This window comes from Streptomyces sp. NPDC055025, from assembly GCF_053608565.1.
The window spans coordinates 38,588-61,670 of sequence record NZ_JBSGVS010000060.1; the positions used below are offsets into that span (position 1 = coordinate 38,588).

Below are 23,083 nucleotides of genomic sequence, written 5' to 3' on the forward strand. Positions count from 1 at the left end.
GCTTTGAACACCACGAACACCGTCCTGGACGAGAGGTATCACGGTCTGACCCGGGCCGAGCAGATCCTGTACCGGCGCCTGGGGGTGTTGCCCACCGTCGACTTCGACCCTCACATGGCCGCGGCAGCTGCCTGCATGCCGCTGGAATACGCCGGACAGCGTCTGGGGGGCCTGGCCGACGCCGCCGTGCTCGACGAGCTCGCCCCCGCTCCGGGCCGGAAGGTGCGCTACCGGTTCGGTGTCGGCGTCCAGGAGCATGCCCGTCGCCTGGCCGACCGGCAGGAGGAGCAGGCCGTCCACGCCACGGCGGTCCGTCGATTGTGTGACTGGGTGCTGGCGACCGCCACGGCCGCCCAGCACCTTCTCACTCCGTTCCAGGCAACTTTGCCGCGTGCCTACGCCTACCCGCCGGCCGTACCGGTCCCGTTCACCGACCGGGCCGGAGCTCTGGCCTGGCTGGAGGGACATCAGCCGAACCTCCTGGGCGTGCTGAAAGCAGCGGCGGACGCCGGATGGCATCAGACCACCGGGCAGCTGGTCGACGCCCACTGGCCGCTGTTCCACTATCTGCACCCCTACGAGCTGTGGATCGAGGCGCACGAGATCGGGCTGGCTTCCGCGCGGGATACCCGCGATGCGGCCCTGGTACGGCAAATGCTCAACTCGGGGGCGATCGGCCTGAGCAACGCCGGCCGGTACGAGGAGGCCGTCAGCTGGTACACCGGTTCGCGGAGCGCCGCGCGGTCTGACGGAGACGTCCGTGACGAGGGCCAGGCGCTGCTGGGCCTTGCGGCCTGCCATCGCGGCCTCGGCCAGTCTCAGCAGGCCGAAGCCTGTCTGGGGCAGGCTATCGGGTGCTGGACGTCCTGCGGATACCCGCGCGGCGTGGCGCTGGCGTGGACTCTTCTCGGTGAGATGGCCGGCGATCGCGGAGACAGGTCGCGTGCCGTCGAGCTGTTCACCCTGGCCCGCACCAAACTGCTGGATGTCGGCGACCCGTTCGACGCCGCGCGGGCCCTCGCCTTTCGCGGCCATGCCCGGGCCCTGGCCGGGGAGTACGAGGCGGGGCGAGCGGAGCTCGAAGAGGCCCTCGGGGTGTTCACCGCCGCCGGAGCGGGGCGCTGGTCTGCCCGCGCATGCGACATGCTCGGCCAAACCGCCCGGGTCCACGGTGATCTCGCGGCGGCCCGGCGGCACTTCGACGCTGCCGCACGCCACTTCGACGCTTTCGACGCGGGCGAAGCGGCGCGGGTGCGCAGCGAGCTGGAGGCGCTGTGACGCGGGTGTCGGCCGGACTGGCGGCCTGCTTGTCGGGGTCTGCGGGAGGGTGCGACAAGACGTTCCTCCTGTGCGGGGCCGGGGACGGCGCGGAGTCGCCGAAGAGGTGGTCATGACCGCAGGCGCACAGCAGCACTTCGGCAACACGGTCGGCGGGGGCGTCTTCTCCGGCCCGGTGCTCCAGGCCGGGCGTATCGACGGGGGCGTGCACCTCCATCACCGGCAGGCGCCGCCTGTCCCCCGTCAGCTTCCGGCGACGCCCCGCGTGTGGGTCGACCGCGAGGCCGCCGCCCGGCTGGTGACACAGCCCGGCACGACACTGTCCCAGATCGCGGCCTCCCTGACCTCGCCGCCCACCACCCCATCCGGCCCCCGCGAACTCGACCACCTCCAAGGAGCAGTTGTTGTGACCAGCATCAACCAGGCGTACGACGCTCTTCCCCCCGAGGCGGCGGCGGCCGTCCGCCGCCTCGGTCTCCTGCCCAGCGGAACGTTCGGCCCGGACGTGGTGGCCGCGGTATGCGCGGTGGACCGGGAGGAGGCGACGCGGCTGCTGGAGATCCTCCTGTCGGCCGGCCTCGTCCAGGACGTGCGGGCCGACGACAAACGCGACGGGCCGCTGACGTGCGCCTTCCACGACATGATCGGCGACCTCGCCCGGGAGCGGGCGGGCGAGGAGCCGCAGGAGGTGCGGGACGAGGTGCTCCGCCGGTGGGTGGAGTGGAATCTGCGCGCCGCGACCGAGGCCGAGGCGCGGCTGACGCCGAGCCACCGCACCATGCCGCGGAGCTACCGCTACATCGCCGCCGACCTGCATCTCTTCGACGAGGTCAGTGAGCAGACGGTGGTGGAGTGGCTGGACCGTCACCGCACCGACCTGCTTGCTGCGGTGGACGTGGCCTGCGCCGCTGGCTGGGACGAGTTGTCCGCGCAGCTTGCGGACGCGATGTGGCCCCTGTTCCTGCGCCGCCGTCACAACGAGGACCTCGTGGCCGTCCATGAGAGGGTCCTTCCCGCGGCCGAGCGGGTCGGGGACATCCGTATGGTGCGCAGGGCACTCACCACGCTGGGCGGCGGGCTGCGCAGTCTCGGCCGGTACGACGAGGCCCTCGAACGGTATGACCAGGCTCTGGCCGGCGCGCGCCGGGACGGCGACCGGCTGGACGAGGCCCAGGCACTGGACGGTATCGGTGAAGTGCACCGCCAGGCCGGCCGGATCGGCCTGGCGGTCGCTCCGCTGACCCAGGCACTCGCCATCCGCGAGGAGATCGGCTACACCAGGGGAGCCGCGCTCACCCGGCTCCGGCTCGGCGAGATCGCCGCCGACAACGAAGAGTGGCACGAGGCGCTGAAGTATCTCGTGCGGGCCCGCGACGATCTCCTCGCCGTGCCCGACCCCTACGACGCCGCCCGCGCGCTGTCCGTCCTGGGCCGCGTGTACGCGCGCAGCGGCCACTACGCCGCAGGTGTGGCGCAACTACGCCAGGCTGAGCATGAGTTCGCCGCGGCCGGGTCGCACCACTGGCAGGCCCGCGCCCGCGAATGGACCGGCACCGCCGCCCACGACGAGGGCCGGACCGCTGAAGCACGCGAACACCTCACCGCCGCACGCGAGATGTACGAGCACGTCCACAGCACCAGCGATATCGCCCGGATCGACCAGCACCTGCTCGCCCTCGACGGGCAGATCTGACCCGCGTGCCGGTCACACGCCCTGCCGCCGGACTACCGCCGACCATCCTTTCCACCGGCACGCCCTGCGGCAGCCGACCCTGCGGCCACGGGCCTCTCCCACCCGGTACCGCGGTTCAGCCGCCTGCCCGGTGTGCCGCCGGGGCCCGGCCCCGGTGAAGAGGAGATCGCCGCGCCTCTGCGTGAAGTCACGGCAAACACCCCTTTCGTAGAGGTAATCGACAGGCTGACAGTCCTCCGTTCCGGGGGAACCTCACCGCTTACGCGCAGAATCCAACCCACACAACGGACGGCGCCGGCAAGGCGCCATCCTGACAACACCGAGAGCAGAGAAAGCGAACGTGGCCTTGCCAGCATCACCTTTGTGGAACCACCAGCGAGAGGCGTTGAAAGATCTCCAGGCTGAACTCGCCTCGGCGGGGCGCGTCACGAATGTCATGGCCTGCGGCACAGGGAAGACCCGGGTCGGAGCCGAAGTAGCACGGCTGGTGTCGCCGTCCGAGCCCGTACTCATCGTGGTGCCCACACTCGATCTGGTCACCCAGACACTCTCTGCCTGGCTGGAGGCGCTGGGAGGTGAGTCGCTGGGCCAGATCATCGCGGTGTGCGGCGACAGAGAGGTCATGGACCGCGACACGGCCGACGACCTGAGAAACCTTCAGGTCGAAGTCACCTCCGACCCTGGCCAACTGGCAGAGCTGCTGCGAGCGCGGCGGGGGCGCAGCACCGTGGCCATCACTTACCAGAGCCTGCCAAAGCTTGTCGCAGCCCACCGGATCAGGGGGGTCCAGCCGTGGAAGCTGGTCGTGGTCGACGAGGCCCATCGCTCGGCCGGAGTCAAGGACCGGCAGTGGTCAGTGATCCACGACGACGTCCTGGTGCCCGCGTCCAAGCGCCTCTACATGACGGCGACACCGCGCCTGGTCCGTGTCCGTGAAGGTGACCTGTCCGAGGTTGTCAGCATGGACAACGAAAAGGTGTTCGGCCGTATCGCGCACCGGCTGAGCTTCGCGAAGGCCCGGGAGCGCAAGCTCCTGGCCGACTACCGCGTCATCGTCTCCGTGGTCACGGACGAGGAGATGCACCGGCTTGCCACCGAATACGACAGCCGCACTTTCCTTCAGCTCGGACCATCCGCAGTGTCCGCACCCATGCTGGCACGCCAGGTCGCAGTCCTGCGGGCAGCCCGCGACTTCAATGTCCAGCGCATGCTCACCTACCACCAGCGGGTCCGGGATGCGCGCTGGTTCTCCCAGACACTGCCCGAAGCGGACGCGTTGCTCGGACAGACGGACCCGTTGGCAACGGGCTTCGTCCACGGTTCTCAACGGCGGGCGCAGCGGCGCGAGGAACTCCAGAAACTGGCGGACGACAGCCTCGACCGGGTGGTCATCTCCAACGCGCGAGTCCTGTCGGAAGGCTACGACGCACCAGCGGTCGGCGGCGTCGCCTTCATCGATGCTCGGAAGTCCACGATCGACACCGTTCAGGCGGTAGGCCGAGCCCTGCGCCTGGGCGGCAAGAAGGACAAGATCGCGTACATCGTCGTCCCAGTCCTGATGGAACCCGGCCAGGACCCCGTAAGCGCCCTCCAGGGCTCCGCATACGCCCCTGTCTGGCAGGTGGTGAGCGCACTGGCCGCTCATGACGAAACTCTCGGGGCGGAACTGGAGGCCCGGCGCCGCGAGCTGGGCAGAAGCCACCGCCCCTCAAAGGAGACCCTCACGGAGCTACCGAAGTGGCTCCAGCTCAAGGGCATACCGGTGCCCCACCGGTTCGCTGAGGCGATCACAGTGCAGGCAGTCCGCTCCACCACCACATCGTGGGAAGAGCACCTCGGGGCCGCCGCCGCCTACGCCGACGAACACGGCGACCTGCTGGTCAGTACCAGCTTCGTCACCGAATCCGGGCTGGCCCTGGGGCTGTGGATCCAGCGGGCCCGCCAGCTCCACAGCAGCGGCAACCTGTCGCCGGCCCGGCATGCCCAGCTCGAAGAGATCGGCATGGTCTGGGACGTCCTCGACAAGAACTTCGCGCAGTGGCTCAAGGCCGCTGCCACATACCGCGCCGAGCACGGCGACTTGCGTGTCCCACGCAGCCACGTCACCCCTGGGCCCGACCCCGTTCGTCTCGGCGCGTGGATAAACGGCGTCCGAGCGCGGCGAGAGAAGCTGTCTTCTCAGCAGCGTGAGTCGCTGAACGAGCTGGGCATGGTGTGGGCCACGTTCACGGAGGACTGGAAGCAAGGCATCGAAGCTGCCCGCGCATACCAGCAACGCCACGGTCACCTCCGTGTCCCCCGCGACCATGTCGAAGACGCCGCGGACAGGTCACAGGACTTCCCCCTGGGACTGTGGCTGGCAGGCAAGCGTGGACAGCGCAGGAGAATGACTCCGGAGAGGATCGCCGAACTCGATGCATTGGGAATGATCTGGAAGGCGCAGGAGGACAAGTGGCGCCGTAATTTCGAAGCAGCGCAGGAATTCCACACCCGCCACGGCAACCTCGATATGCCGAGGCGGCACATCGAGCAACTACCCGACGGCGAGGTCGACCTTGGAAAATGGCTGTATCGGCAGCGCACCGAAATGGAAGCCGGAACACTCAGCGCCGAACGCACTGCGGCACTCGAACGCCTGGGCGTGATCCTCACAGGATCCCATGAACGCGCCTGGCAGCATGCCCTCACCTTCGCACGCCTATACCACAACGAATTCGGCAACCTCAACATGCCGGCACGACACACAATCACCGGCTCCGACGGCGAGAAATTCAAGCTCGGGCAATGGATATCAAAAACACGGGATCGCCGGATTCGCGGAAAGCTGAAGGCCGCCCAAATCTCAGAGCTGGAAAAGCTCGGGATGATCTGGGATGCAAACGAAGCCACGTGGCTTGAGCATTTCGCCGCAGCCAAGGCGTTCTATAGGGCCAATCGCCACTTGAGGATCCCGGTCAAATATATCACCGCGCCGCCGGAGGAATTGCGTCTCGGCGCCTGGATCGCTCGCCAGCGAACCGAATTCAAAAAGGAAAAGATTCCCGCGAAGCGCATCAAGGACCTCACAAAGATCGGCATGCGATGGCCGTAGCGAGCCTCCCGGACCCCGCCGCTTCACCGAGCTAAAGACGAATCCCAGAAAAGGCCCGTCCCCTGGTCCCTGAACTACATCCTCGTGAACGGCCTGGACACCGTGCGGTCGTACTACACCTACGACACCCCTCGGGCCCGCAAAGCATCCGATCATCTGTCGGCGGTGCTCAATGCACGAGCCTGAGGCGGGGCCGGTGCACCGGCCGCGTCCACCGCCGCACCAACGTGGTCTACGGAGCCCGGCGGCGGCGAACACGAACACACCCCGTCGTCGCGGGCCACGCAGCTGTCGTACGGGACCGTCGACACCGAGCTGGCCCGTGCCCTCGCGGATCATCTGCCGGTCGTGGCCGAAGTCGCGCTCCACCGCACCCTGGCCCTGGCCGCCTGACCGTAACGCTGACCATGTTCGATCGAGTCGGAGAGAAAGAAGTGGCACCCTTAACTGCGGTACCGATGTGGCCCCACCAGCGTGATGCCGTCTCCGCCGTGCTGTCGGAGCTCGCCGAGGCCGCGCGCACGACCTTGGTGATGGCATGCGGGACCGGTAAGACCCGCGTGGGCAGCGAGACAGCCGACGCTGTCACGCCGGACGGCCCTGTTCTTATCGTTCTCCCCACCTTGGACCTGACCGCCCAGACCCTCAGGTCGTGGCTGCGGACGTCCGGACGTGACGCGGTGGGCACGGTCATCGCCGTGTGTTCGGACGACGAGATCATGGACCGCGAGGCCGCGGATGATCTGGGTTCTCTCCAGGCGCAGGTCACTACCGATCCGGGCCGGCTCGCCACGCTGCTCAGGGGGCGGGGTGACAGCCGTTGCACGGTGGCGGTGACCTACCAGAGTCTGCCGCTGATCGCTGCCGCACACCGTGATCACGCGGTCGCCCCGTGGAAACTGCTCGTCATCGATGAGGCCCACCGTTCGGCGGGCGCCCGGAGCCGCGACTGGTCGATCGTCCACGACGACGCTCTCATCCCCGCGGCCAGGCGCCTGTACATGACGGCGACACCGCGGCTTGTCGTGCCCCGGGGCAGCCATGGCGGCGACGAGGTCTTCAGCATGGACGACGAGAAAACCTACGGCCGGATCGCGTACCGTCTGTCGTTCGCCCGCGGCCGCGAACTGGAGCTGCTGGCCGACTACCGCCTCGTGGTGGCCGTGATCACTGACGAGGAGATGCGGCAACTGGCCACCGCCGGCGAAGAGACCCAGCAGTTCCTGAGTGTGGGCCCCGCCGCCATGGCCGCGCCGATGCTGGCCCGGCAGATCGCGGTACTGCGCGCGGCGCGCGAGTTCGAGATCGACCGCATCCTCACCTATCACCGCCTGGTGCGTGATGCACAGTGGTTCTCCAAGACGCTGCCGGCCGCCGACGCGCTCCTTCAGGGCACGGACGGCGCAGGACCGGATCTGGTGACCGGCTGCGTCTACGGCGAGCAGCCCCGTGCCGAGCGCTGGGAAGTGCTGTCACGTCTGCGCGACAAGACAGCAGGCCGGGTGATCATCTCCAACTCACGTGTACTGAGCGAGGGCGTCGACATTCCCGAGCTGAACGGCGTGGCGTTCATCGACTCGCGTGACAGCCCGGTTGACACCGTGCAGGCCATCGGCAGGGCCCTGCGGCTGGGCGGACAACCCGACAAGACCGCCTACATCATCGTGCCGGTGATCCTGAAGCCGGGCCAGGACGCGGTCTCCGCGCTGGAAGACTCCACGTACGCCCCTGTGTGGAAAGTGGCTCAGGCGCTGCGCGCGCAGGACGAGACCTTCGCCGCCGCTCTGGATACCGCCCGTGCCTCGATCGGGCAAACCGGAACCAAGAGCGCCAGGCTCTCCGGCGTCCCCGGCTGGCTGCACGTGAGCGGGATCTCAGTGCCGCCGGCGTTCGTCTCCGCGATCACTGTGCACGCGGTCACGGTACTGACCGAGACGTGGGAGGAGTACTACGGCGCGGCCCATGCCTACCGGAAGGAGCACGGCGATCTGCTGATCCCGGTCTCGCACGTCACCTCGTCGGGGCTGCGCCTGGGAATCTGGTTCGCCGAACAGGGAAGGATGTACGGCAAGGGACGGCTCCGTCCCGAGCGCCGCCAGCGTCTGGAGGCAATCGGCGCGGTCTTCGACCGGCGCGAGGCCCTCTTGCAGCGGCATCTGAGCGCCGCCCGGGCCTACCACCGGGAGCACGGCAACCTTCGCGTCCCTTCCAACTACGTCACTGACGGCGAGGACCCCGTCAAACTGGGCAGCTTCCTTCTGCGTGTTCGCCGCCTGGGGCAGAAGCTCACCGCCGACCAGAAAGCTGAGCTGGACCAGCTCGGCATCGTCTGGGAGACCGTCCCGCAGGCCCACTGGAACACGATGTTCGCCGCCGCCACGGCCTATCACCGCCGACACGGCGACCTGCTCGCCCCCGCCTCGTATGTCACCGATGACGATCCACCGCTGCGCCTCGGAGCGTGGCTGAGCAACTGCCGTACTTGGAAGAAGCAGGGTCTCAGCACCCTTACACCTCAACGGATACGGGATCTCGATGGCCTCGGCATGGTGTGGGAGGCCCGTGCATACAAGTGGAGGCGAGGTTTCCAATTTGCGGAGGCTTACTTCGATCGGTACGGCGACCTGAGGGTTCCTTCGACGTTCGTGACCGACGGGGCCGAAGCGTTCAAGCTCGGGGACTGGATCCACAAGCAACGGAATCACTACAAAGCGGGAAAGCTCACCATAAGCCAGGTGGACGACCTGGCGCAGATAGGCATGATCTGGGCAGTTCACCCTCGCCGGAAGGCCGCAGATGACCACGGCTGAGCGCGCCAGGGCCTGTGCACCGGGCGCGTCAGCCACGTGGTCGACGACGCTCTGCCCGACCACGGCGGCCCCCGACCTCTCCCCCGACGGTCCGCACGCCGCCTTGCCTGCCACCACCCCCACACACACCCGCAACAACAGTGACACCACCCCGCTTGAGCCGACGCGCGGCCCGCCGGACAGCAAACCCCCTGCCCCGTTTCGGGTCGCGAAAGCCCCCGGCCCCGCCCCCACCTCCAGTCAGGGCACTTCATGCAGCACACAGCGGAAACGGACCGCGCGTGGATGCTCGAACGGCTGGCCGATCCCTCCCTCCTGGACCAGGCCGTCGAGGTACCCGTAAGCAAGGCAGATGGCAAACCCAGGTACCGGCTCACCGTACCGGTCGGCGGAGCACGCAGGGCCGGCTACCTCGCCGTCAACGGCGATCAGGAGGCACGCGCCGCGCTGGCGGCCCTGAAGGACCGCGAAGGCTTTCCTTCCTTACGCGTACAGCGAGCCAAGGGCGCCCGGGACCCGAGCCGGACGGTCATCTGGGGCGAACGCCCTCCCTCCGGCGACGCCGCGGCCCGGTGGCGGTTCTACGGATACTCCGACGCGGTCATCACCCGGTACGAGCACAAACCACGGAAGGACGGGTAGGAGCTCCCACGGCAAATCGCACGGCGTAGCTGTACACGCACGGGATCGTGCGTGCCCCCAGCCCGATCCGAGACCTCACCCCGAACGCCCCCTCCGGGGAGCGTGCCGCGAGAAGCCTGCGCCCGCGACGGTGCCTCCGGGGCCGTTCGGTGACCTGTCGTCCGCCACGGTCTCAGAAATCATCACCGTCGTTGAGCGCGCAACGCCGTCCCGAAAGGTTCGAGCTAACCGGACCCGCGGCGTCGCTGTCTTCTTGAGAGCTCTGAAGAAGCTGGGCGGCGCACCGGGGCGAAGGTCTGGGCCTGGCCCCCAGCGCGCTCGTGGACATCGGCGTACACACGGTCATTCTCGACACCCTGGCGTACGCCGAGCTGCGCGAAAGGTTCAACTCCGGGCATTTCCTCCACCACGTCCCTGAGGCCGGCTTCAAGGAAGACGGCTCGGTCATGAAGACCGCCCAGCACGTCGCCGCCGATGGCTGGGAAGTCGACCTTCCCCTGTGGGCCGACGCGGCGAAGTGCGGCCCGTGCCATCCGGGCAACGACTCACACTGATCCGGATCAGTCCACGCTCGGCCCCCAGACGTCCGGCTGGGGACCGACACGTCTACGGGAACAGGTGAGATTGCGGCGAACCCGCCCACTGGACCGCCGTGCCAGACAGGATGAGGCGGGTGACCACCACCACGCCGAGGCGTTCCGCTGGAGCGAGGAAGCCGCGCCCATGCCCGCCACCCGCTTCACGCGCGCCGTCGGCATCCGCAAAGCCGTCCTGGCAGCCGCCCACCTCCAGCGCCACGACCTCGACCAAGGCCCGGCCAGTGCCCAGGAGTCCCTGACCATCCTCCAGAACCTGCGCTCCCCATGGGCTCACAGCTACCTCCACAACATTGTCCGGGCACTGGCCCCGTGGCGCAGGGAACAACATGTCGCCAGCTTCGTGCACGACACCCGCCGCCTCTCGGACGCCTGAACAGGTCACCACCACGCGCCACCCGCCAAGCTGCGGGCTGGCGCACGCGCCCGCCCAGCACTACTACCTCCAGTCCTACACCCTGGCCGCCGAATCCGGACTACGCGGCCACGACGTATTCGTGATGCGCACCATGGCCATGCAGGGCCTCAAACTCCACCGCCCAGAGCGCTGCCTGGGCCTGGCGAGACCGGCCTGAACCGCGCCAAGGCACAGGTCGACGCCCAGACCGAAGCCCTCTTCCGCGTGGTCCACGCACACAGCCTGGCCAAGACCTGCAAACGCCGCGCCGCCCTCGCCGAGGCCGAACACGCCCGCACCCTGCTGACCTCCGCTTCCGGCTACGAGGTGCCGTTCTGGGCGCTGGCCTGGGGCCCACCGGCGGCCTCGGTCTACTCCCGCACCGCCAAGGTCCACGAGACCCTGGGAGACCACCGCGCCGCCGCCGAGCAGTACGCGCTCGCCGCCATGGCCCGCCCGGCGGACACCTACGCGCGGATCGTCGCCCTGGACCTGGTCGCGGGCGCAGAGATGCACCTCAAAACGCGGCAGTGTCGAGCAGGCGTGCGCCACCTGGCACCGGGCCATCGACCACATGGACGGCGTCCCCTCCGTCCGTACCCGCAAGGCCGTCTCCCGTATGCGCGGCGACCTCGCACGCTTCCGGGCCCGCAGGCTGCGACGTCTGGCCGGGCTGGAGCAGCGCGCGGCCGAGATCGTGGCCAGGACACTCACCCTCCCCAACGCCCGAGGGCGTGGACGCGCCGAGCGCCCTGCTGATCCCGGCGGGCTGAGGCGCCGCCGGGGTGCGGCTCGCATCCAGTTCCTGGCTACCGCTCCCGGACGGCGTAGGTCAGGTGCGTCACCCTCGGGGAGGGGTCCGTGCGGAGCGGCTCCAGGGCCACGCGGGCCGCGTCCACTCCCTCGAACAGGCGGATCCCGGAGCCGAACAGCACGGGCGACAGCGCGATCGAGAACTCGTCGATCAGGCCAGCGTTCACGTACTCGAGGATCGTCGCGCCGCCGCCCGCGACGCGGACATCCCGGTCGCCGGCGGCCTCACGGGCCCGGTCGAGCGCGGTCTCGACACCGTCGTTGACGAAGTGGAAGGTCGTGCCGCCCGGCCGCTCCCAGGGGTCACGCTTCTCATGCGTCACGACGAAGACCGACGTGTGGAACGGCGGCTCCTCCGGCCATGCCTGCTCACCGGCGTCGAACATGCGCTTGCCCATCACACTCGCGCCGGTGCGCTCGAACGTCTCCCGCGCGATGTCGTTGTCGCGCCCTTCCTCGCCGCCCTCGCCGAGCTTCAGATTCTCCCGGAAGAACCGCAGCGGGAAGATCCACTGCTGCAGTTCCATCCACTGCCGGCCCATCAGCTCCTCGGGGGACTCGGGCGCGATGAAACCGTCCAGCGACATCGACACGCTGAAGAACACCTTCCCGGCCATCAGGCTTCGGCTCCCTTCCGGACGATCTCGGTGACGTAGGCAGCCAGGTTGCCCAGGGTCTGCCGGCCGCCCTCGATCGCGTGGTACTTCTCGACCGCCTCGTCGCGCAGTTCCTTGGTGGGGAACACCGTGCGCATCTCGATCCGGGTCGCCGCCCCGTCGGGCTCGAACGTCAAGACCGACTCGAAGGCGTTGGGGTCATCGCGGGACTCGCCGTGGAGAAACTCGATCCGCTCCGGCGGGGCGATCTCGGTCCAGGAGATCCACTCCTGGTAGTCCGTCCCGTCCGGTCCGTGCATCACGAAGTCCCAGTCCCCGCCGGCACGGAACTCGAACGCCCGGGTGGTGGTGGTGAACCCCTCCGGCCCCCACCACCGCGACAAGTGACGCACCTCGGTGAACGCCTCGAACACCAGCTCCCGCGGAGCGTCGACGACCCGGGAGATCACGATCTCGCGGCCGGCTGTCGCCGACAGCGCCGGCGTTCGTCGTTCTGTCACGCTCATCAACTACTCCTCTTGACTTGCCTGTTTCAGTTCCTGCACATATGCGTCGAGCCGGTCGAAGCTCCCGCTCCAGAATCGCTCGAATCCGCCGGTCCACTCGTGGACCGGTCGCAGCCCGCGGGCGTCCAGGCCGTACAGGCGCTGCTTGCCTGCCTTGCGGTCCCTCACCAGCCCGACCTCCCGGAGCACCCGCAGGTGTTTGGACGCCCCCGGCTGGGTCATCCCCAGCTCTTGGGCCAACTCGGTCACCGGCCGCTCGCCGGCCCGCAGCAGCAGCAGGATCTCCCGACGCTGCGGCTCGGCGATCGCGTTGAAGACATCCGACGTCGTTGCTGCTCGTGCCATGAGACCATCATATGCCTATATCGGTATATGTAAAGCCGAGCCGGGGTCCTGGAGTCCGGCACCGCCAGCCGCTTTGCCTAAGGGCGTGCAGATTTTTAACTCGTCTTTTTGACCTTGGTTGAAGTGGGGTCGGAAGCGAGGAACGTTGCGACGTCGGATGGTGTACGGAGGTGGGCGGTTGAGGTGTTGATGTGGTAGCCGTGTGCCTCCAGGAGCGGGCGGACCTCGTGTTTCGCGCGGCTGATGGTCATGGCGGTGACGCCGAAGAGTTGGCCGAGGAGGTCCATGGTGGCGAGTCTGCGCAGGTGGAGCACGGTGGCCAGGATCCGCTGGGCTGGGGTGAGCTGGGGGTGGAGGGTGTAGTTCCAGTCGCCGTGGAAGCGGTGGCGGGTGATCGGCAGGGCGGCGGTCTCGTCGTCGCTGACCTGGATGCCGGTGGGGTAGGGGTTGGTGTCGGGTTCGGCGTGCACGGTCAGGCCGGTTTTGGTGGTGGTCGCGGCGATGCTCTCGACGATGACTTCGTGGCTGGTCAGGGGCCTTCCGCGCCAGTTCATGGTGATGTGGGAGAAGAGCCGGTGCTCGATGCGGTTCCACTTCGACGTTCCGGGAGGCAGGTGGCAGACGGTGATCGTCAGGCCGGCTTCGGCGGCGAACCGGGCGAGTTCGGTCTTCCAGGTGCGGGTGCGATACCCGTTGGAACCGCCCGCATCGGCGGTGATCAGCAGCTGGCCGGCCGTTGGATAGGCGGTCCGTCCGGCTCCGTTCCACCAGCGGCGGACGGATTCGACGGCGAACGCGGCGGTGTTGTGGTCGGTGCCCACGTTGACCCAGCCGGTGTTTGCGACGATGTCGTAGATGCCGTAGGGAACCGCCCTGCCCAGCTCGCGGTCGGGGGAGTCGTGGGTGTCGACCCGCACCGGCTCGCCTCTCGGCTCCCATTCACGGCCGTTGTTCTTGAAGGGGCCGACCAGTTCCTTCTTCTTCGTGTCGACACTGATCACCGGAGCCCCGCTGTCCTGGTGGGTCCGGGCCTGCTCGTTGAGGCAGTGGAACTGTGCGTCCCGGTCGGGGTGCTGCTTGCCTTCCAGGGTTTTGGCGTTGCTCTGCAGGCTGAAGCCCTCCTCGCGCAGGAGGTCGCCCACCGTGTCCGCGCAGATCCTGTGGCCCTGCCGGGTCAGCTGCCCGGCGAGCTTGCGGGTGGATTTGGTGGTCCAGCGCAGCGGCGACATGGGATCTCTGCGGACGTCGGGTTCGACCAGCATGAGGAGTGCCTCCCGAACGGATGGGTTCAGGTCGACGACGCGTTTGCGGCCACCGCCGGGCCTGCGGATGCGTCCCAACGGGGCCTCTCCGGAGTCGAGTTCCCGCATTCCGACAGACACAGTGGCCTCGCGGACACCGGCGGCACGGGCGACCGCTCTGATCCCGCCGCGGCCGAGGGACTGTGCCTCCGCCCCTGTCAGCAGGCGACGCTGCCGCTCGTCGAGGTGCGGCAGAATCGCCTCGAACTTGGCTGCCAGCACGGCTTGTTGCACTTCCAACCCGCTCATGCCAGACCAACGAACCACCGAGCGGGAAGCTACGAGTTAAAGATCTGCACGCCCTAAGCCGGGAGCGCCGGGCCCTCGTGCCCCGCGCTCGGAGCCCGTCCGAGACGGCACGGCGCCGCAGCGGGCGTTCCAGGCGTTCACCGCCGCGCGGCCCCACAGCAGCTCCACCACCTCGTCCTCCACCGACGCGAGCGGACGACCCCCACCGAAACGTACTGCGGTCTTCCCGATAGCGATGCCGTAGCTGCGGGCGTGTTCGGGTTGCCGAGCGAGTTGAGGAACAGGTCGGCCGCCGTCTCGGGGAGCGGCACAGTCGCCAACCGATCGCCGCCTAACTCACCCGCGCCTAAATACACCGTGCGATCGTGGTCGGGTCGTGCCGACCAGTCCGCTCACCAACTGTGGACTGTCGGCATCCAGGCCGTCGTGGCGCTGGGCCAGGACTCGCTGGCTTCGACGGCGCTCGTCTGTCAGCCGCCAGGCCCTCTCGTTCGACTCGGCCCGCGCCTCAGCCCGTCCGATTCGGTACCGGTATCGCCGTCCATACGTGGCGGGAATGGGCTCCCGGCTGTTTCACTCCACGAGTCAGGTCAGGGCGCAGTCGGTGCCAGACCGGGTGTCGAAGGCGTCCTGCCGTTGTCCAGCTGGACATGGCGACCTCGGCGATGAGCCGGGGTTCGACCCAGTGCGCGGGCAGGTCCACCGGGTTGGTGAAGGGGGAGGTGTCGCGCGGGATGAATGTGAGGAATTGGGCGAGTTCGCGGCGTTCGGTGGCGGAGAAAACCGACCCGAGAGGGCAGTACGCAACGATTTGCCCTATTTCTCTCTGTCGTGGGATTGACGTGCAGGGCAGGGCAGTTAGCGGCCTCCCACTGCCCTCGCGAGCTGGGATCGAGACAGAAGGCTGTCGCAGCTAGGGATCAGCGGCATACTGCGGTCATGAGTGAGGAATCGGCACGGCTGGCGCGAGCCCTCGTCGAGTTCCGTGAAGCCGAAGGTATCTCGGAGCGCGAGCTCGCACGACGTACCTGGCTGAGTCACGCGACCATCAGGACCTTCGAACGCGACCGTGGGGACCTGCCCACTCCGACCGTTGCCTGCAGGTTCGAGGAAGTCCTCGGCTGGGCTCCTGGGAGCATCAAGGCCACGCCATCCGAGGAGACGGGCCTTGAGTCATCGGCTGATTCGAGCTCAGACATCGAGTAGGCGCGCTGGTCAGGACTGCTTACCGGACGGCTGCGGTCGTGGCAGGGCGAACAGGCCCGGTTGGGGCTCGGCCAAGATGTTGCGCCCGGTCAGGCGCTTGAGCTTCAAACGGACGTTGTTGATGTTGTTCGGAGCCGGGTCCAGGTCCATCGCCTCGCACACGCCCCGCGCCCGCAGCGGACCGTCTGCCTGGGCGAACACCACCATGATTTCCTGGTAGGCCGTCCCGTCCGGCAGCTCCAGGGCGGACGGTGACGGCGCAGGCGGAGCCGGGTCGGGCAGTTCCAGCAACGTCTTGCGAGTGATCCGCACTTCCTCGGCGGCCCGGCCGAGCTCGTCCAGCACGGCGGTGAGCCGCGTGACCTGCTCACGGGTCTCATCGGTCTGCGCGGCGATCTCCCGCTCGCGCTCCTCCAGACGTACCAGCACCGCCCCCAGGGTCAGGTCCCCGCTGGTCACGCGCCGCGCCATGACGTCGCCCTGCCGGTCAGCCGACGGGCCATCACGTCGCTTATCGCCCAGTAGACCCGGGACTCGGCCGAGGCGGGGCGGTACTCGTAGTCACGTACCAGCCGCCGGTGCAGCATCAAGATCCCGTTCGTCTGCTCCACCCGCCAGCGGATCGGCTGCGGGACGAACCCGGTCTCGGCCGGGTTGCGCTCGACCACCAGGCTGGGGTCGGCTAATCGGCCCCTCTTCTCGCGGACCTGCCAGCGCAGCAGGTCGTGAATGACCTGGTCGGTGCCGTCATTGCGCCACGTGTAGAAGTAGTACTTCACCGCGCCGGCGGGTGGCAGCTTCCGTCAGCGGCGCGCAGCTCCGGTCATCCTGGCCGTGAGACCCGTCTCCTGAATCAGTCGAGGGTTCGTTCGTCTGTGGTGGCCCACCACAGCGCCAGGCGGAAGTAGTCTCCGGGCTCGATGTCGAGTGCTTCGTAGACGGGGGCGAGGCTGGTGCTGATGGTGCGTGAGCTGATACCCAGGCTGCTGGCGATGGTCCGCAGGGACTGGCCGGCGCTGAGGCCGCGGAGGATGGCCCGGACTCTGGGGGTCGTGACCGTCCCTGACCTCCGCCGTGTACGTCCCCCCATCCACGGCTCCGCCCGGTCCCACTGCAGCTCGAAGGACTCGGTGATGAAGCCGATAATGCCAGGTTGGGTGACTTTCCAGCCGCTCCGAGTGTTGGCGGGCACCGACTTGTGATCGGAGACGATGGCCAGGGCCTGGTCGATGATGACCATCCGCTGGAACCGTGAGGCGAGGGTTCTGACCTCAGCACCGTGCGCGGTGACCGTGCTGGCCCATCTGGTCTCGGGGGCCCGGGACCGTGCGCTGTCAGGATAGATGGTCCGCAGCTCGATGCCCCGGCCCAGCCGCTCGATGTCGTTGTCGACCGCCTGGCGCAGTGCCAGTTCCTCGCGCTCCTTGGGATGCGCGGTGTAGACGTAGTGACGTACGTCGGCGATAGCAGCACTGACCGCGGCTGTGGCATGGACTGGGGTCGGCAGAAATTCGACACCCCCTTCTTCGCTCCCCTGGACGCCGGGCAGTCTCTCGAAAAGCCCGGAGAGTGCCCGCAGACGGGCGGCGCTCTGTGCGATGGCGGCACCTTCGCGTTCCGTGAGCGTCTTCCAGGTGTGCTGCCGCTCGGTGAGCAGGTACAGGTCGGGGACAAAGATATGACCAACCACCAAGCCGAGTGTGAGCAGTTCGTCCAGCCCGGGTTGGTCCGCCGGGATCGTCTCGCCTTTCGCGATGCGCGCGTACAGGTCCAGCATCTGGTCGGAGATTGCCAGAGGATCCTGCAGCCCGCCCCTTTCGTCACCTTCTGTCACTTTTGCACCCTGCGTCTTGGAGAAGTGCGTACAGAGGAAGCCCAATTTCCTTGATGCCGCTAGGTCGCTGCGTGGAACCTACACGCAGCGACCCCACCGATATTCCCAGTGTGTATCCGATGGCGGCCGTCCGCACGATGATCATGACCTGCCCCGAAAGGGCGAGAGCCCCGGCCGGATGGAATGGTCCGGCAGGGAAATCCGCTGACGGCGGTGGACGCCGGCAGCGTCTGAGGAAGGTGGAAAACCATGAAGGTCCGTCAGGTAAACCGGTCGGCCGTAGCTGCAATCGCATTGCTCCTGGCCGTGGCAGGAGCAATTCTCTCGGGTCCCCGGGGGGCCGGTGCGTCCCTGGCCGACACGAACTGGGACTCGGCCAGGACGGTTGCCGTCGCAGGTGATGTGATCTGGGATACCGTCCCGGCCCGCGCCCAGAACCAGGTGTGAGGTCACCCGCAGGTCGACCGGCCGACCGCAGGCCCACAGCCCCTGCCGTACCAGCACAGAATTCAGTGCGGGTACATGACTTGTAGAGAGTTCTTTAGTCATGTATGGCGCTTGGGAACGCGGACCGTCTATGTTGCTGGTCGGCCTGCCGGGCACCCGCCCGGATAAACAGGATCGTCACCATGAGGCTTATGCCGCGCGCATTCACCTGAAGATGTGGGCCACTGGCCCCAAAATACCACCGGCGCCTGAGAGTTCCCGCTCCCAGACGCCGGACGGCTGATGACATCCGCGCCCCTGCAGGGCGCGAGATCACCTATCAACAACCGCACCGGCACCATGTCCACGGCCACCGGATGCGGCTACCTCACGGGAGAGTGTTGCATGTCCGCTGCCCTAGGTAAAAGGCCCAAAGTCCCGGCCTGCCCGGCGACATCGACGGATTGCCCATCGGAGCCCACGCCGCGTGCCAGGGACCTGGCACGGCACCTGTCGGCCATGCTGCCGCGGGCCGTCACGGTGTGCGTGAAATTCCATGTGGGGCCTCTGACGGCCTGGCCCCACATGGAGATGACAGCTGCCGACGAGACAGGCGCCGCGGTCCGTGTTACGCGCACGCAGGCATTGATAGCCGCGCGAGCGGTGATTCGTACTCATCCGGACGCGGGATGGCAGGAGCCCCACACCTTTGATCTGCGTACCGCCTGGCTGGACCGGGGCGTGGCCTGATGACACGGACACGCGCGGTCAAGCCCGGGGCGTCCCGCCCGGCGCCGCTGGCCGAGCGCCCGGTGACGGCCTTCCGCCCATCCGTCCACACCCGCCGGACGGACCGGGGCCGACCGGTGCAGCGCACTGCGGTCGGCCAATCAGTACGCCCCCGTCGGTCCGGCGTGGGCATTCCCGTCCGCTTCTCCGGCGCGGGCCGCCGGTCCCCGCGCGGCTGACCCCAGCCGCCAACCGCCGATTCCCTCCGGTGCGGAACCCTGTCGCGCCCCTGCCCCGCCTCGCCGCCGCACCCGCCCGCACCCCCGACCACGGGTGGGGGCGGGTGCTCGCCGGCCCCGAGGCGCATCCGGAGAACCTCCTTGCGCACCATCACCACCAACAGCACCCCGTCTACGGCCCTGCGGGGGATCGCCGATCACAGCTGGCACCGGCGCGGCCTGTGCCACGGCATGCCCGCCAAGGCTGCCGACGAGCTGTTCTTCCCCGCGCCCCGTGCCCACAAGTCTATCGCCCAGGCCAAGCGGATCTGCGGCCGGTGCCCCGTCCGCCGGGTCTGCTTCAACCATGCCCTCGACAACACAATCAAGGAAGGCATCTGGGGCGGCCTCACCGAAGCCGAACGCCGCCACTGGTACGCCAAGATCAACAAACGGCTCGACTACGCCCGGGTCCGGGCCGCCTTCCTCGGCCGCGACATCCACCTCAGCGAGCCGGAGCGCGAAGCCGTAACCCGCCACGCCTACGTCCGGGGCTGGAGCCCCGAACGCCTCGCCTACACCCTCCAGGTCAGCCTCGACCACGCCCGCGATCTGATGCGCGATGCCGGCCACGCCGTGGCCGACCGCGACCGGTACTGGGACCTCTACGACCAGGACATCACCACGGGCGCGGAGTCCATCGACGGCGACGACACCAACACCGAGGACGAGGACGAAGACGACGGCACGGAGCAGAAGGAAAAGCCGGTCTTCTCACCCGTCACCCGCCACATACAGACCAAGTCCCTGATCGCCGCGCTCCGAAGGGCAGCGTGAGCACCGGCACTGGAAGTGCCCTCGCCCATGTCGACACGGGCGGTAGAGCGACACGCGCGACCACGAGGCCGGGAGCCCGCATGCGGCCACAGCTGCCTCCAGCGTGGCGCCCGGCCGGTCCAGCTCCCACTCGTACTCAACCACGTAACAGCCCCGGGGCGGGCACGAGCCGTTGCGTCCCTCGCCCCGGGTGTCCCACCCCGAAAGGAGCACAACCTCGGTGACCTGGTTCAAAGTCGACGACACCGCGCATGCGCATCCCAAGCTCCTCAAAGCCGGTAACGCCGCCCTGGGCCTGTGGATGCGCGCGGGCGCCTACGCCGCGCAGCACCTGACCGAGGGTGTGGTTCCGGGCGTCGTCGTCCAGCTCTACGGCACCGCTCCACAGGCCCGGAAGCTGGTCGCCTCCGGCCTGTGGCACGCCTGCGGCCACACCTGCACCCGGTGCGAACAGCCACCCACGGGCGACTACATAATGCATGACTTCCTGGTCTACAACCCTGCCCGCGCCCGGGTCGAGAGCGAGCGTAGCGCCGCTGCCGAGCGGCAGAAGCGTGCCCGCGAGAAGGCCGCCGAGCAGCGCAACCAGCAGCGCAATCCACTCGATCCGGCTGCGGATCGGTCGGGAAACGATGACGACTCGCCACCTGAAAATTGTGAATCCTCCGCGAATCAGATCGCGTTTCCGCATGACATCGCAGGTCAGGCCAGCGTGTCACAGCGTGACGGTGGTGGGGCGTCACGGTCCCCCCGTCCCGACCCGTCCCGTCCTGCTGTACCTCCTTCGGAGGTACAGCTAGCTAACTACGACGGCCCCGTCGTACCGCCGAATATCCGGCCGCTGCAGGAGGCCATGACCGCCGCTGGGATCGTCGTCGAGTGGTCCCTCGTCCCCGGCGAGTGGTTCCGCCTGGAGGCGATCGTCGCGAGGACCGCCATCCCGGCCCTGGTCGAGCACGCCCGGGGACAGTGGCACCACGCCCGCAGCCGGCCCAGGTCGGCCCGGTACTTCCTGCCCGGCTGGCAGGCCCTCCCGCCCGTGCCCGCCGGTGCCCCGACCTCGCCCGGAGCCGATGTGATCCACCTCGACGCCGCCCGCCCCGGCCGCGTGGCCCGCGCCGCCGACATGTTCGCCGCCGCCCTCGACCACACCGACAGCCCCGACGGTCCAGAGGAGCGCGCCCAGTGAAGCGCCGCGAAGTCGCCGCTCTGCTCGCCTACGCCGTGACTCTGGACCCGCGCAGCTCGCCCGCCAACGAGGCCGCCGCAGCAGAGACGTTGGACCAGTGGGCGGACCTGCTTGCCGACGTGCCGCCGACCGCCCCGCACCCCGAGGGCCGCGACTGGGACGCCTCGCAGGCCGTACGCCACCACATCGCCACCTCGCCGTACCCGGTCAAGCCTGCCGACGTGTCGCGGCCATGGCATGCCTTCCGCGGCGACGTGCTGCGGCGCCATGTCGATCCGGTGCCCGACGTCGACCCCGACGACCACCGGGCCTACCGGGCTGCCCTCGCTGCCCAGCGCCGGGCGGTCGAGACTGGCACCGCCGTCGCCACCCCGCGCGCGGCGCTCACCACCGGCCAGAGCCGTCAGGAGCGAGACCGGTCCGCCGGCGAACGCCTCGCTGCCCTCGGCGGGTACGTGCCGCGCACCGTCGCCCAGGAGCTGGCCGCGTACCGGCCGCGCCGCGCCGAACGCGAACGCCTCGCCACCACCGGCCTGCCCGACCCGCTCGACGTGGCGTGCCCGTGCGAGTGGTGCCGCGCACCGGCGGGTTCCCCATGCCTCGACCATCACCGCGCCCCGCGCCGTACCGCGCACCCGACCCGTCTGGACCTCGCCACCGCGCAGCGCCACGTATCGCCTGGAGCCGCATGACCCACCCCGCCACCGTGCCGCTGACCGTCGCCCCGGTCGGCGTCTGGGACCGCCTGGCCATCGTCGCCCTGGGCGCCGCCGGGTGCGCCCTGTCCTATGACGCCCTGCAGCAGATGGCCGTCGCCATCCACGTCCGCGGACCCCTCACCTACCTCTTCCCCCTCGTCATCGACGGCTTCATCGCCTACGGTGTCCGCGCCCTCCTCGTGCTCTCCACCGCACCCCTCCGCGCCCGCGCCTACATCTGGTTTCTCTTCGGCACCGCCACCACCGCCAGCATCTGGGCCAACGCCCTCCACGCTGTCCGCCTCAACCAGCAGACCACCCACACCACACTCCGCCTCAGCGACACCGTCGTCGCCGTCCTGTCCACCCTCGCCCCACTCGCCCTCGCCGGCGCCGTCCACCTCTACATCCTCATCACCCGCCACCACCCCACCGACCACCGGCGCAGCAGTACGCTGGCCAGGGACCGGACCGGCGGAAACACACAGTCGCGGACCAGCAGCGAGGAAGACCAGCGGACCAACTCCCGTGCGGACCAGCCCCGGGTCCCCGGCTCGCACGGCCGCGGCGGCACGGTCCGGACCGCTGTCTCCGGATCGGACCGGACCGTCGATACTGCGCGGACCAGGACCATGCCGGACCAGGACACAGCAGTCCGCAACGAGTTGCACGGTCTCATCAGCGACCGGGGACCGGACCAAGCCGACCACGGAACGGACCAGCAAGTCCCCTCGGAAGCAGACCAGACCGCCGACGATCTGCGGACCAGGATCACCGCAGGTCACCCGCCTACTGCATTCATAGGACCGGCTCCGGATACAGGCCAGGGCAGCGTGGTCCGCACAGCCAAAACCACAGCCGGTCCCAAGGAAAACCGACCGGACGCCCACGGCCTGGCGGACGACGACCAGGCCCAGGCAAGAGCGGACCATCCCTGGGAGTCGGCAGACCAGCAGACCGACTCCGGTGCGGACCAGAGCAGTCGGTCCGCGGACCAACCTGCCACCAACCCGTCTGCGGACCAGGGCCAGAAGCCCTCGGCGGACCACAGCGAGCGGTCGGCGGACCAGCCCGGAGGCGGCGCGGACCAGGACGACCCAGGCCACGAGGTTCCGATGGAGCGTCTGGTCGAGATCGCCCGGAACGGCGCCCTGCGCGAGGGACGCATGACCCGCCGGGCCATACGGCCTTACCTGCGGGCCAACAGCATCAAGATCAGCAACGAGCGGTTCGGTGAACTCCAGTCCCGCCTCTACCAGGACAAGACACTCGCCCACTTGCCCCGTTCCGAGAAGAAGACACGATGAGGACCTGCCACCGCTTCCACCGCATCAAGTCCGGCTTCGAGCAGGACATCCGCTTCCAGAAGAACTATGCCCAACGCAAGGCTGGCACCCCGGCCGCGAAGGCCAGCGGAAAGTACGCGGACACGGTGCGCCTGAACATGGCCCGCGCCCTGTCCCGACACTACGAGCACTGCCTTGAATGCGGCTGAGAACCACGCAGGGGCAGGTCACCGGGCCCTTCTGACCTTGCGTCGGGGGGGGGGTGGGCCCGGGCGGGGCCCGGGCCCCCCCCCACCCCCCCCCGGACCCCCCCCCCAACGAG

Annotated in this window: 20 protein-coding genes and 1 pseudogene; 13 read left to right on the forward strand and 8 right to left on the reverse strand. The window is 68.7% G+C overall.

Translation table 11 applies throughout. The features are described from left to right. The first annotated feature begins 3 nt into the window (after positions 1-3). The 7 genes from ACWGDX_RS30510 (at position 4) to ACWGDX_RS30540 (ending at position 10,486) form a co-directional block, all read left to right on the forward strand. Complete coding sequence (locus tag ACWGDX_RS30510) at positions 4-1,278, forward strand: tetratricopeptide repeat protein (RefSeq protein WP_453630763.1); 1,275 nt, start codon at positions 4-6, stop codon at positions 1,276-1,278. A 112-nt stretch (positions 1,279-1,390) separates the two neighbouring features. Further along, the gene (locus tag ACWGDX_RS30515; RefSeq protein ID WP_453630765.1) at positions 1,391-2,971 is read left to right on the forward strand and encodes a tetratricopeptide repeat protein; all 1,581 of its coding nucleotides are present in this window, start codon (positions 1,391-1,393) and stop codon (positions 2,969-2,971) included. Positions 2,972-3,311: 340 nt separating this feature from the next. After that, positions 3,312-6,062, forward strand: coding sequence for a Helicase associated domain protein (locus ACWGDX_RS30520; RefSeq protein ID WP_453630766.1), 2,751 nt, complete (start codon positions 3,312-3,314; stop codon positions 6,060-6,062). A 458-nt stretch (positions 6,063-6,520) separates the two neighbouring features. Beyond that, positions 6,521-8,872 carry a Helicase associated domain protein gene (locus ACWGDX_RS30525; protein ID WP_453630800.1) on the forward strand — a complete coding sequence of 784 codons (2,352 nt, stop codon included), beginning with the start codon at positions 6,521-6,523 and terminating at the stop codon, positions 8,870-8,872. A 252-nt stretch (positions 8,873-9,124) separates the two neighbouring features. Further along, positions 9,125-9,514, forward strand: a complete 390-nt coding sequence (locus ACWGDX_RS30530; RefSeq protein ID WP_453630768.1) for a DUF6302 family protein — start codon at positions 9,125-9,127, stop codon at positions 9,512-9,514. A gap of 320 nt (positions 9,515-9,834) precedes the next feature. Beyond that, positions 9,835-10,068, forward strand: coding sequence for a hypothetical protein (locus tag ACWGDX_RS30535; protein WP_453630770.1), 234 nt, complete (start codon positions 9,835-9,837; stop codon positions 10,066-10,068). A gap of 169 nt (positions 10,069-10,237) precedes the next feature. Continuing rightward, entirely contained in the window at positions 10,238-10,486 is a 249-nt protein-coding gene (locus ACWGDX_RS30540; protein WP_453630772.1) for a hypothetical protein, read from the forward strand. An 830-nt stretch (positions 10,487-11,316) separates the two neighbouring features. On the opposite strand, the gene ACWGDX_RS30545 is transcribed toward ACWGDX_RS30540, so the two are convergent. From ACWGDX_RS30545 to ACWGDX_RS30565, 5 genes are all read right to left on the reverse strand, one after another. After that, a complete protein-coding gene (locus tag ACWGDX_RS30545; protein ID WP_383034982.1) occupies positions 11,317-11,937 on the reverse strand; it encodes a dihydrofolate reductase family protein in 621 nt (206 codons plus the stop codon). Next, entirely contained in the window at positions 11,937-12,443 is a 507-nt protein-coding gene (locus ACWGDX_RS30550) for an SRPBCC family protein (RefSeq protein ID WP_453630774.1), read from the reverse strand. The genes ACWGDX_RS30545 and ACWGDX_RS30550 overlap by 1 nt, the downstream gene beginning before the upstream one ends. Positions 12,444-12,446: 3 nt before the next feature. Next, positions 12,447-12,788, reverse strand: coding sequence for an ArsR/SmtB family transcription factor (locus tag ACWGDX_RS30555; RefSeq protein WP_365906619.1), 342 nt, complete (start codon positions 12,786-12,788; stop codon positions 12,447-12,449). A 95-nt stretch (positions 12,789-12,883) separates the two neighbouring features. After that, the gene (locus tag ACWGDX_RS30560; protein WP_453630776.1) at positions 12,884-14,338 is read right to left on the reverse strand and encodes an ISAzo13 family transposase; all 1,455 of its coding nucleotides are present in this window, start codon (positions 14,336-14,338) and stop codon (positions 12,884-12,886) included. Between the two features lie 508 nt (positions 14,339-14,846). After that, positions 14,847-15,251 (reverse strand): ATP dependent DNA ligase, encoded by a 405-nt coding sequence (locus ACWGDX_RS30565; protein WP_453630802.1) that lies wholly within the window; start codon positions 15,249-15,251, stop codon positions 14,847-14,849. 26 nt (positions 15,252-15,277) lie between these two features. Between ACWGDX_RS30565 and ACWGDX_RS30570 the strand changes: the two genes are divergently transcribed. After that, on the forward strand, positions 15,278-15,544 hold the full coding sequence (locus ACWGDX_RS30570; RefSeq protein WP_453630778.1) for a helix-turn-helix domain-containing protein: 267 nt from the start codon (positions 15,278-15,280) through the stop codon (positions 15,542-15,544). A gap of 9 nt (positions 15,545-15,553) precedes the next feature. Here ACWGDX_RS30570 and ACWGDX_RS30575 read toward each other — a convergent pair whose 3' ends face one another. The 3 genes and pseudogenes from ACWGDX_RS30575 to ACWGDX_RS30585 all read right to left on the reverse strand — a co-directional run bounded on the left by ACWGDX_RS30575 (position 15,554) and on the right by ACWGDX_RS30585 (position 17,378). Beyond that, positions 15,554-16,003 (reverse strand): hypothetical protein, encoded by a 450-nt coding sequence (locus tag ACWGDX_RS30575; RefSeq protein WP_453630780.1) that lies wholly within the window; start codon positions 16,001-16,003, stop codon positions 15,554-15,556. Continuing rightward, positions 16,000-16,341, reverse strand: a pseudogene (locus tag ACWGDX_RS30580) (hypothetical protein); the annotation flags it as partial. The pseudogene ACWGDX_RS30580 and the gene ACWGDX_RS30575, both read right to left, overlap by 4 nt. A 56-nt stretch (positions 16,342-16,397) precedes the next feature. Further along, the gene (locus tag ACWGDX_RS30585; protein WP_453630782.1) at positions 16,398-17,378 is read right to left on the reverse strand and encodes a LuxR C-terminal-related transcriptional regulator; all 981 of its coding nucleotides are present in this window, start codon (positions 17,376-17,378) and stop codon (positions 16,398-16,400) included. 1,535 nt (positions 17,379-18,913) lie between these two features. On the opposite strand from ACWGDX_RS30585, the gene ACWGDX_RS30590 reads away from it, so the two are divergent. The 5 genes from ACWGDX_RS30590 (at position 18,914) to ACWGDX_RS30610 (ending at position 22,970) form a co-directional block, all read left to right on the forward strand. Then, positions 18,914-19,588: a WhiB family transcriptional regulator gene (locus tag ACWGDX_RS30590; RefSeq protein ID WP_453630783.1), complete on the forward strand. Its 675-nt coding sequence runs from the start codon at positions 18,914-18,916 to the stop codon at positions 19,586-19,588. A 220-nt stretch (positions 19,589-19,808) separates the two neighbouring features. Further along, on the forward strand, positions 19,809-20,777 hold the full coding sequence (locus ACWGDX_RS30595) for a mucin-2 (RefSeq protein WP_453630785.1): 969 nt from the start codon (positions 19,809-19,811) through the stop codon (positions 20,775-20,777). Further along, positions 20,774-21,469: a zinc finger domain-containing protein gene (locus ACWGDX_RS30600; RefSeq protein WP_453630787.1), complete on the forward strand. Its 696-nt coding sequence runs from the start codon at positions 20,774-20,776 to the stop codon at positions 21,467-21,469. The genes ACWGDX_RS30595 and ACWGDX_RS30600 overlap by 4 nt, the downstream gene beginning before the upstream one ends. Continuing rightward, positions 21,466-22,782 carry a DUF2637 domain-containing protein gene (locus tag ACWGDX_RS30605; protein WP_453630789.1) on the forward strand — a complete coding sequence of 439 codons (1,317 nt, stop codon included), beginning with the start codon at positions 21,466-21,468 and terminating at the stop codon, positions 22,780-22,782. The genes ACWGDX_RS30600 and ACWGDX_RS30605 overlap by 4 nt, the downstream gene beginning before the upstream one ends. Further along, positions 22,779-22,970, forward strand: a complete 192-nt coding sequence (locus ACWGDX_RS30610; protein ID WP_453630791.1) for a hypothetical protein — start codon at positions 22,779-22,781, stop codon at positions 22,968-22,970. Before ACWGDX_RS30605 ends, ACWGDX_RS30610 begins: the two co-directional genes overlap by 4 nt. Positions 22,971-23,083: the final 113 nt, after the last annotated feature.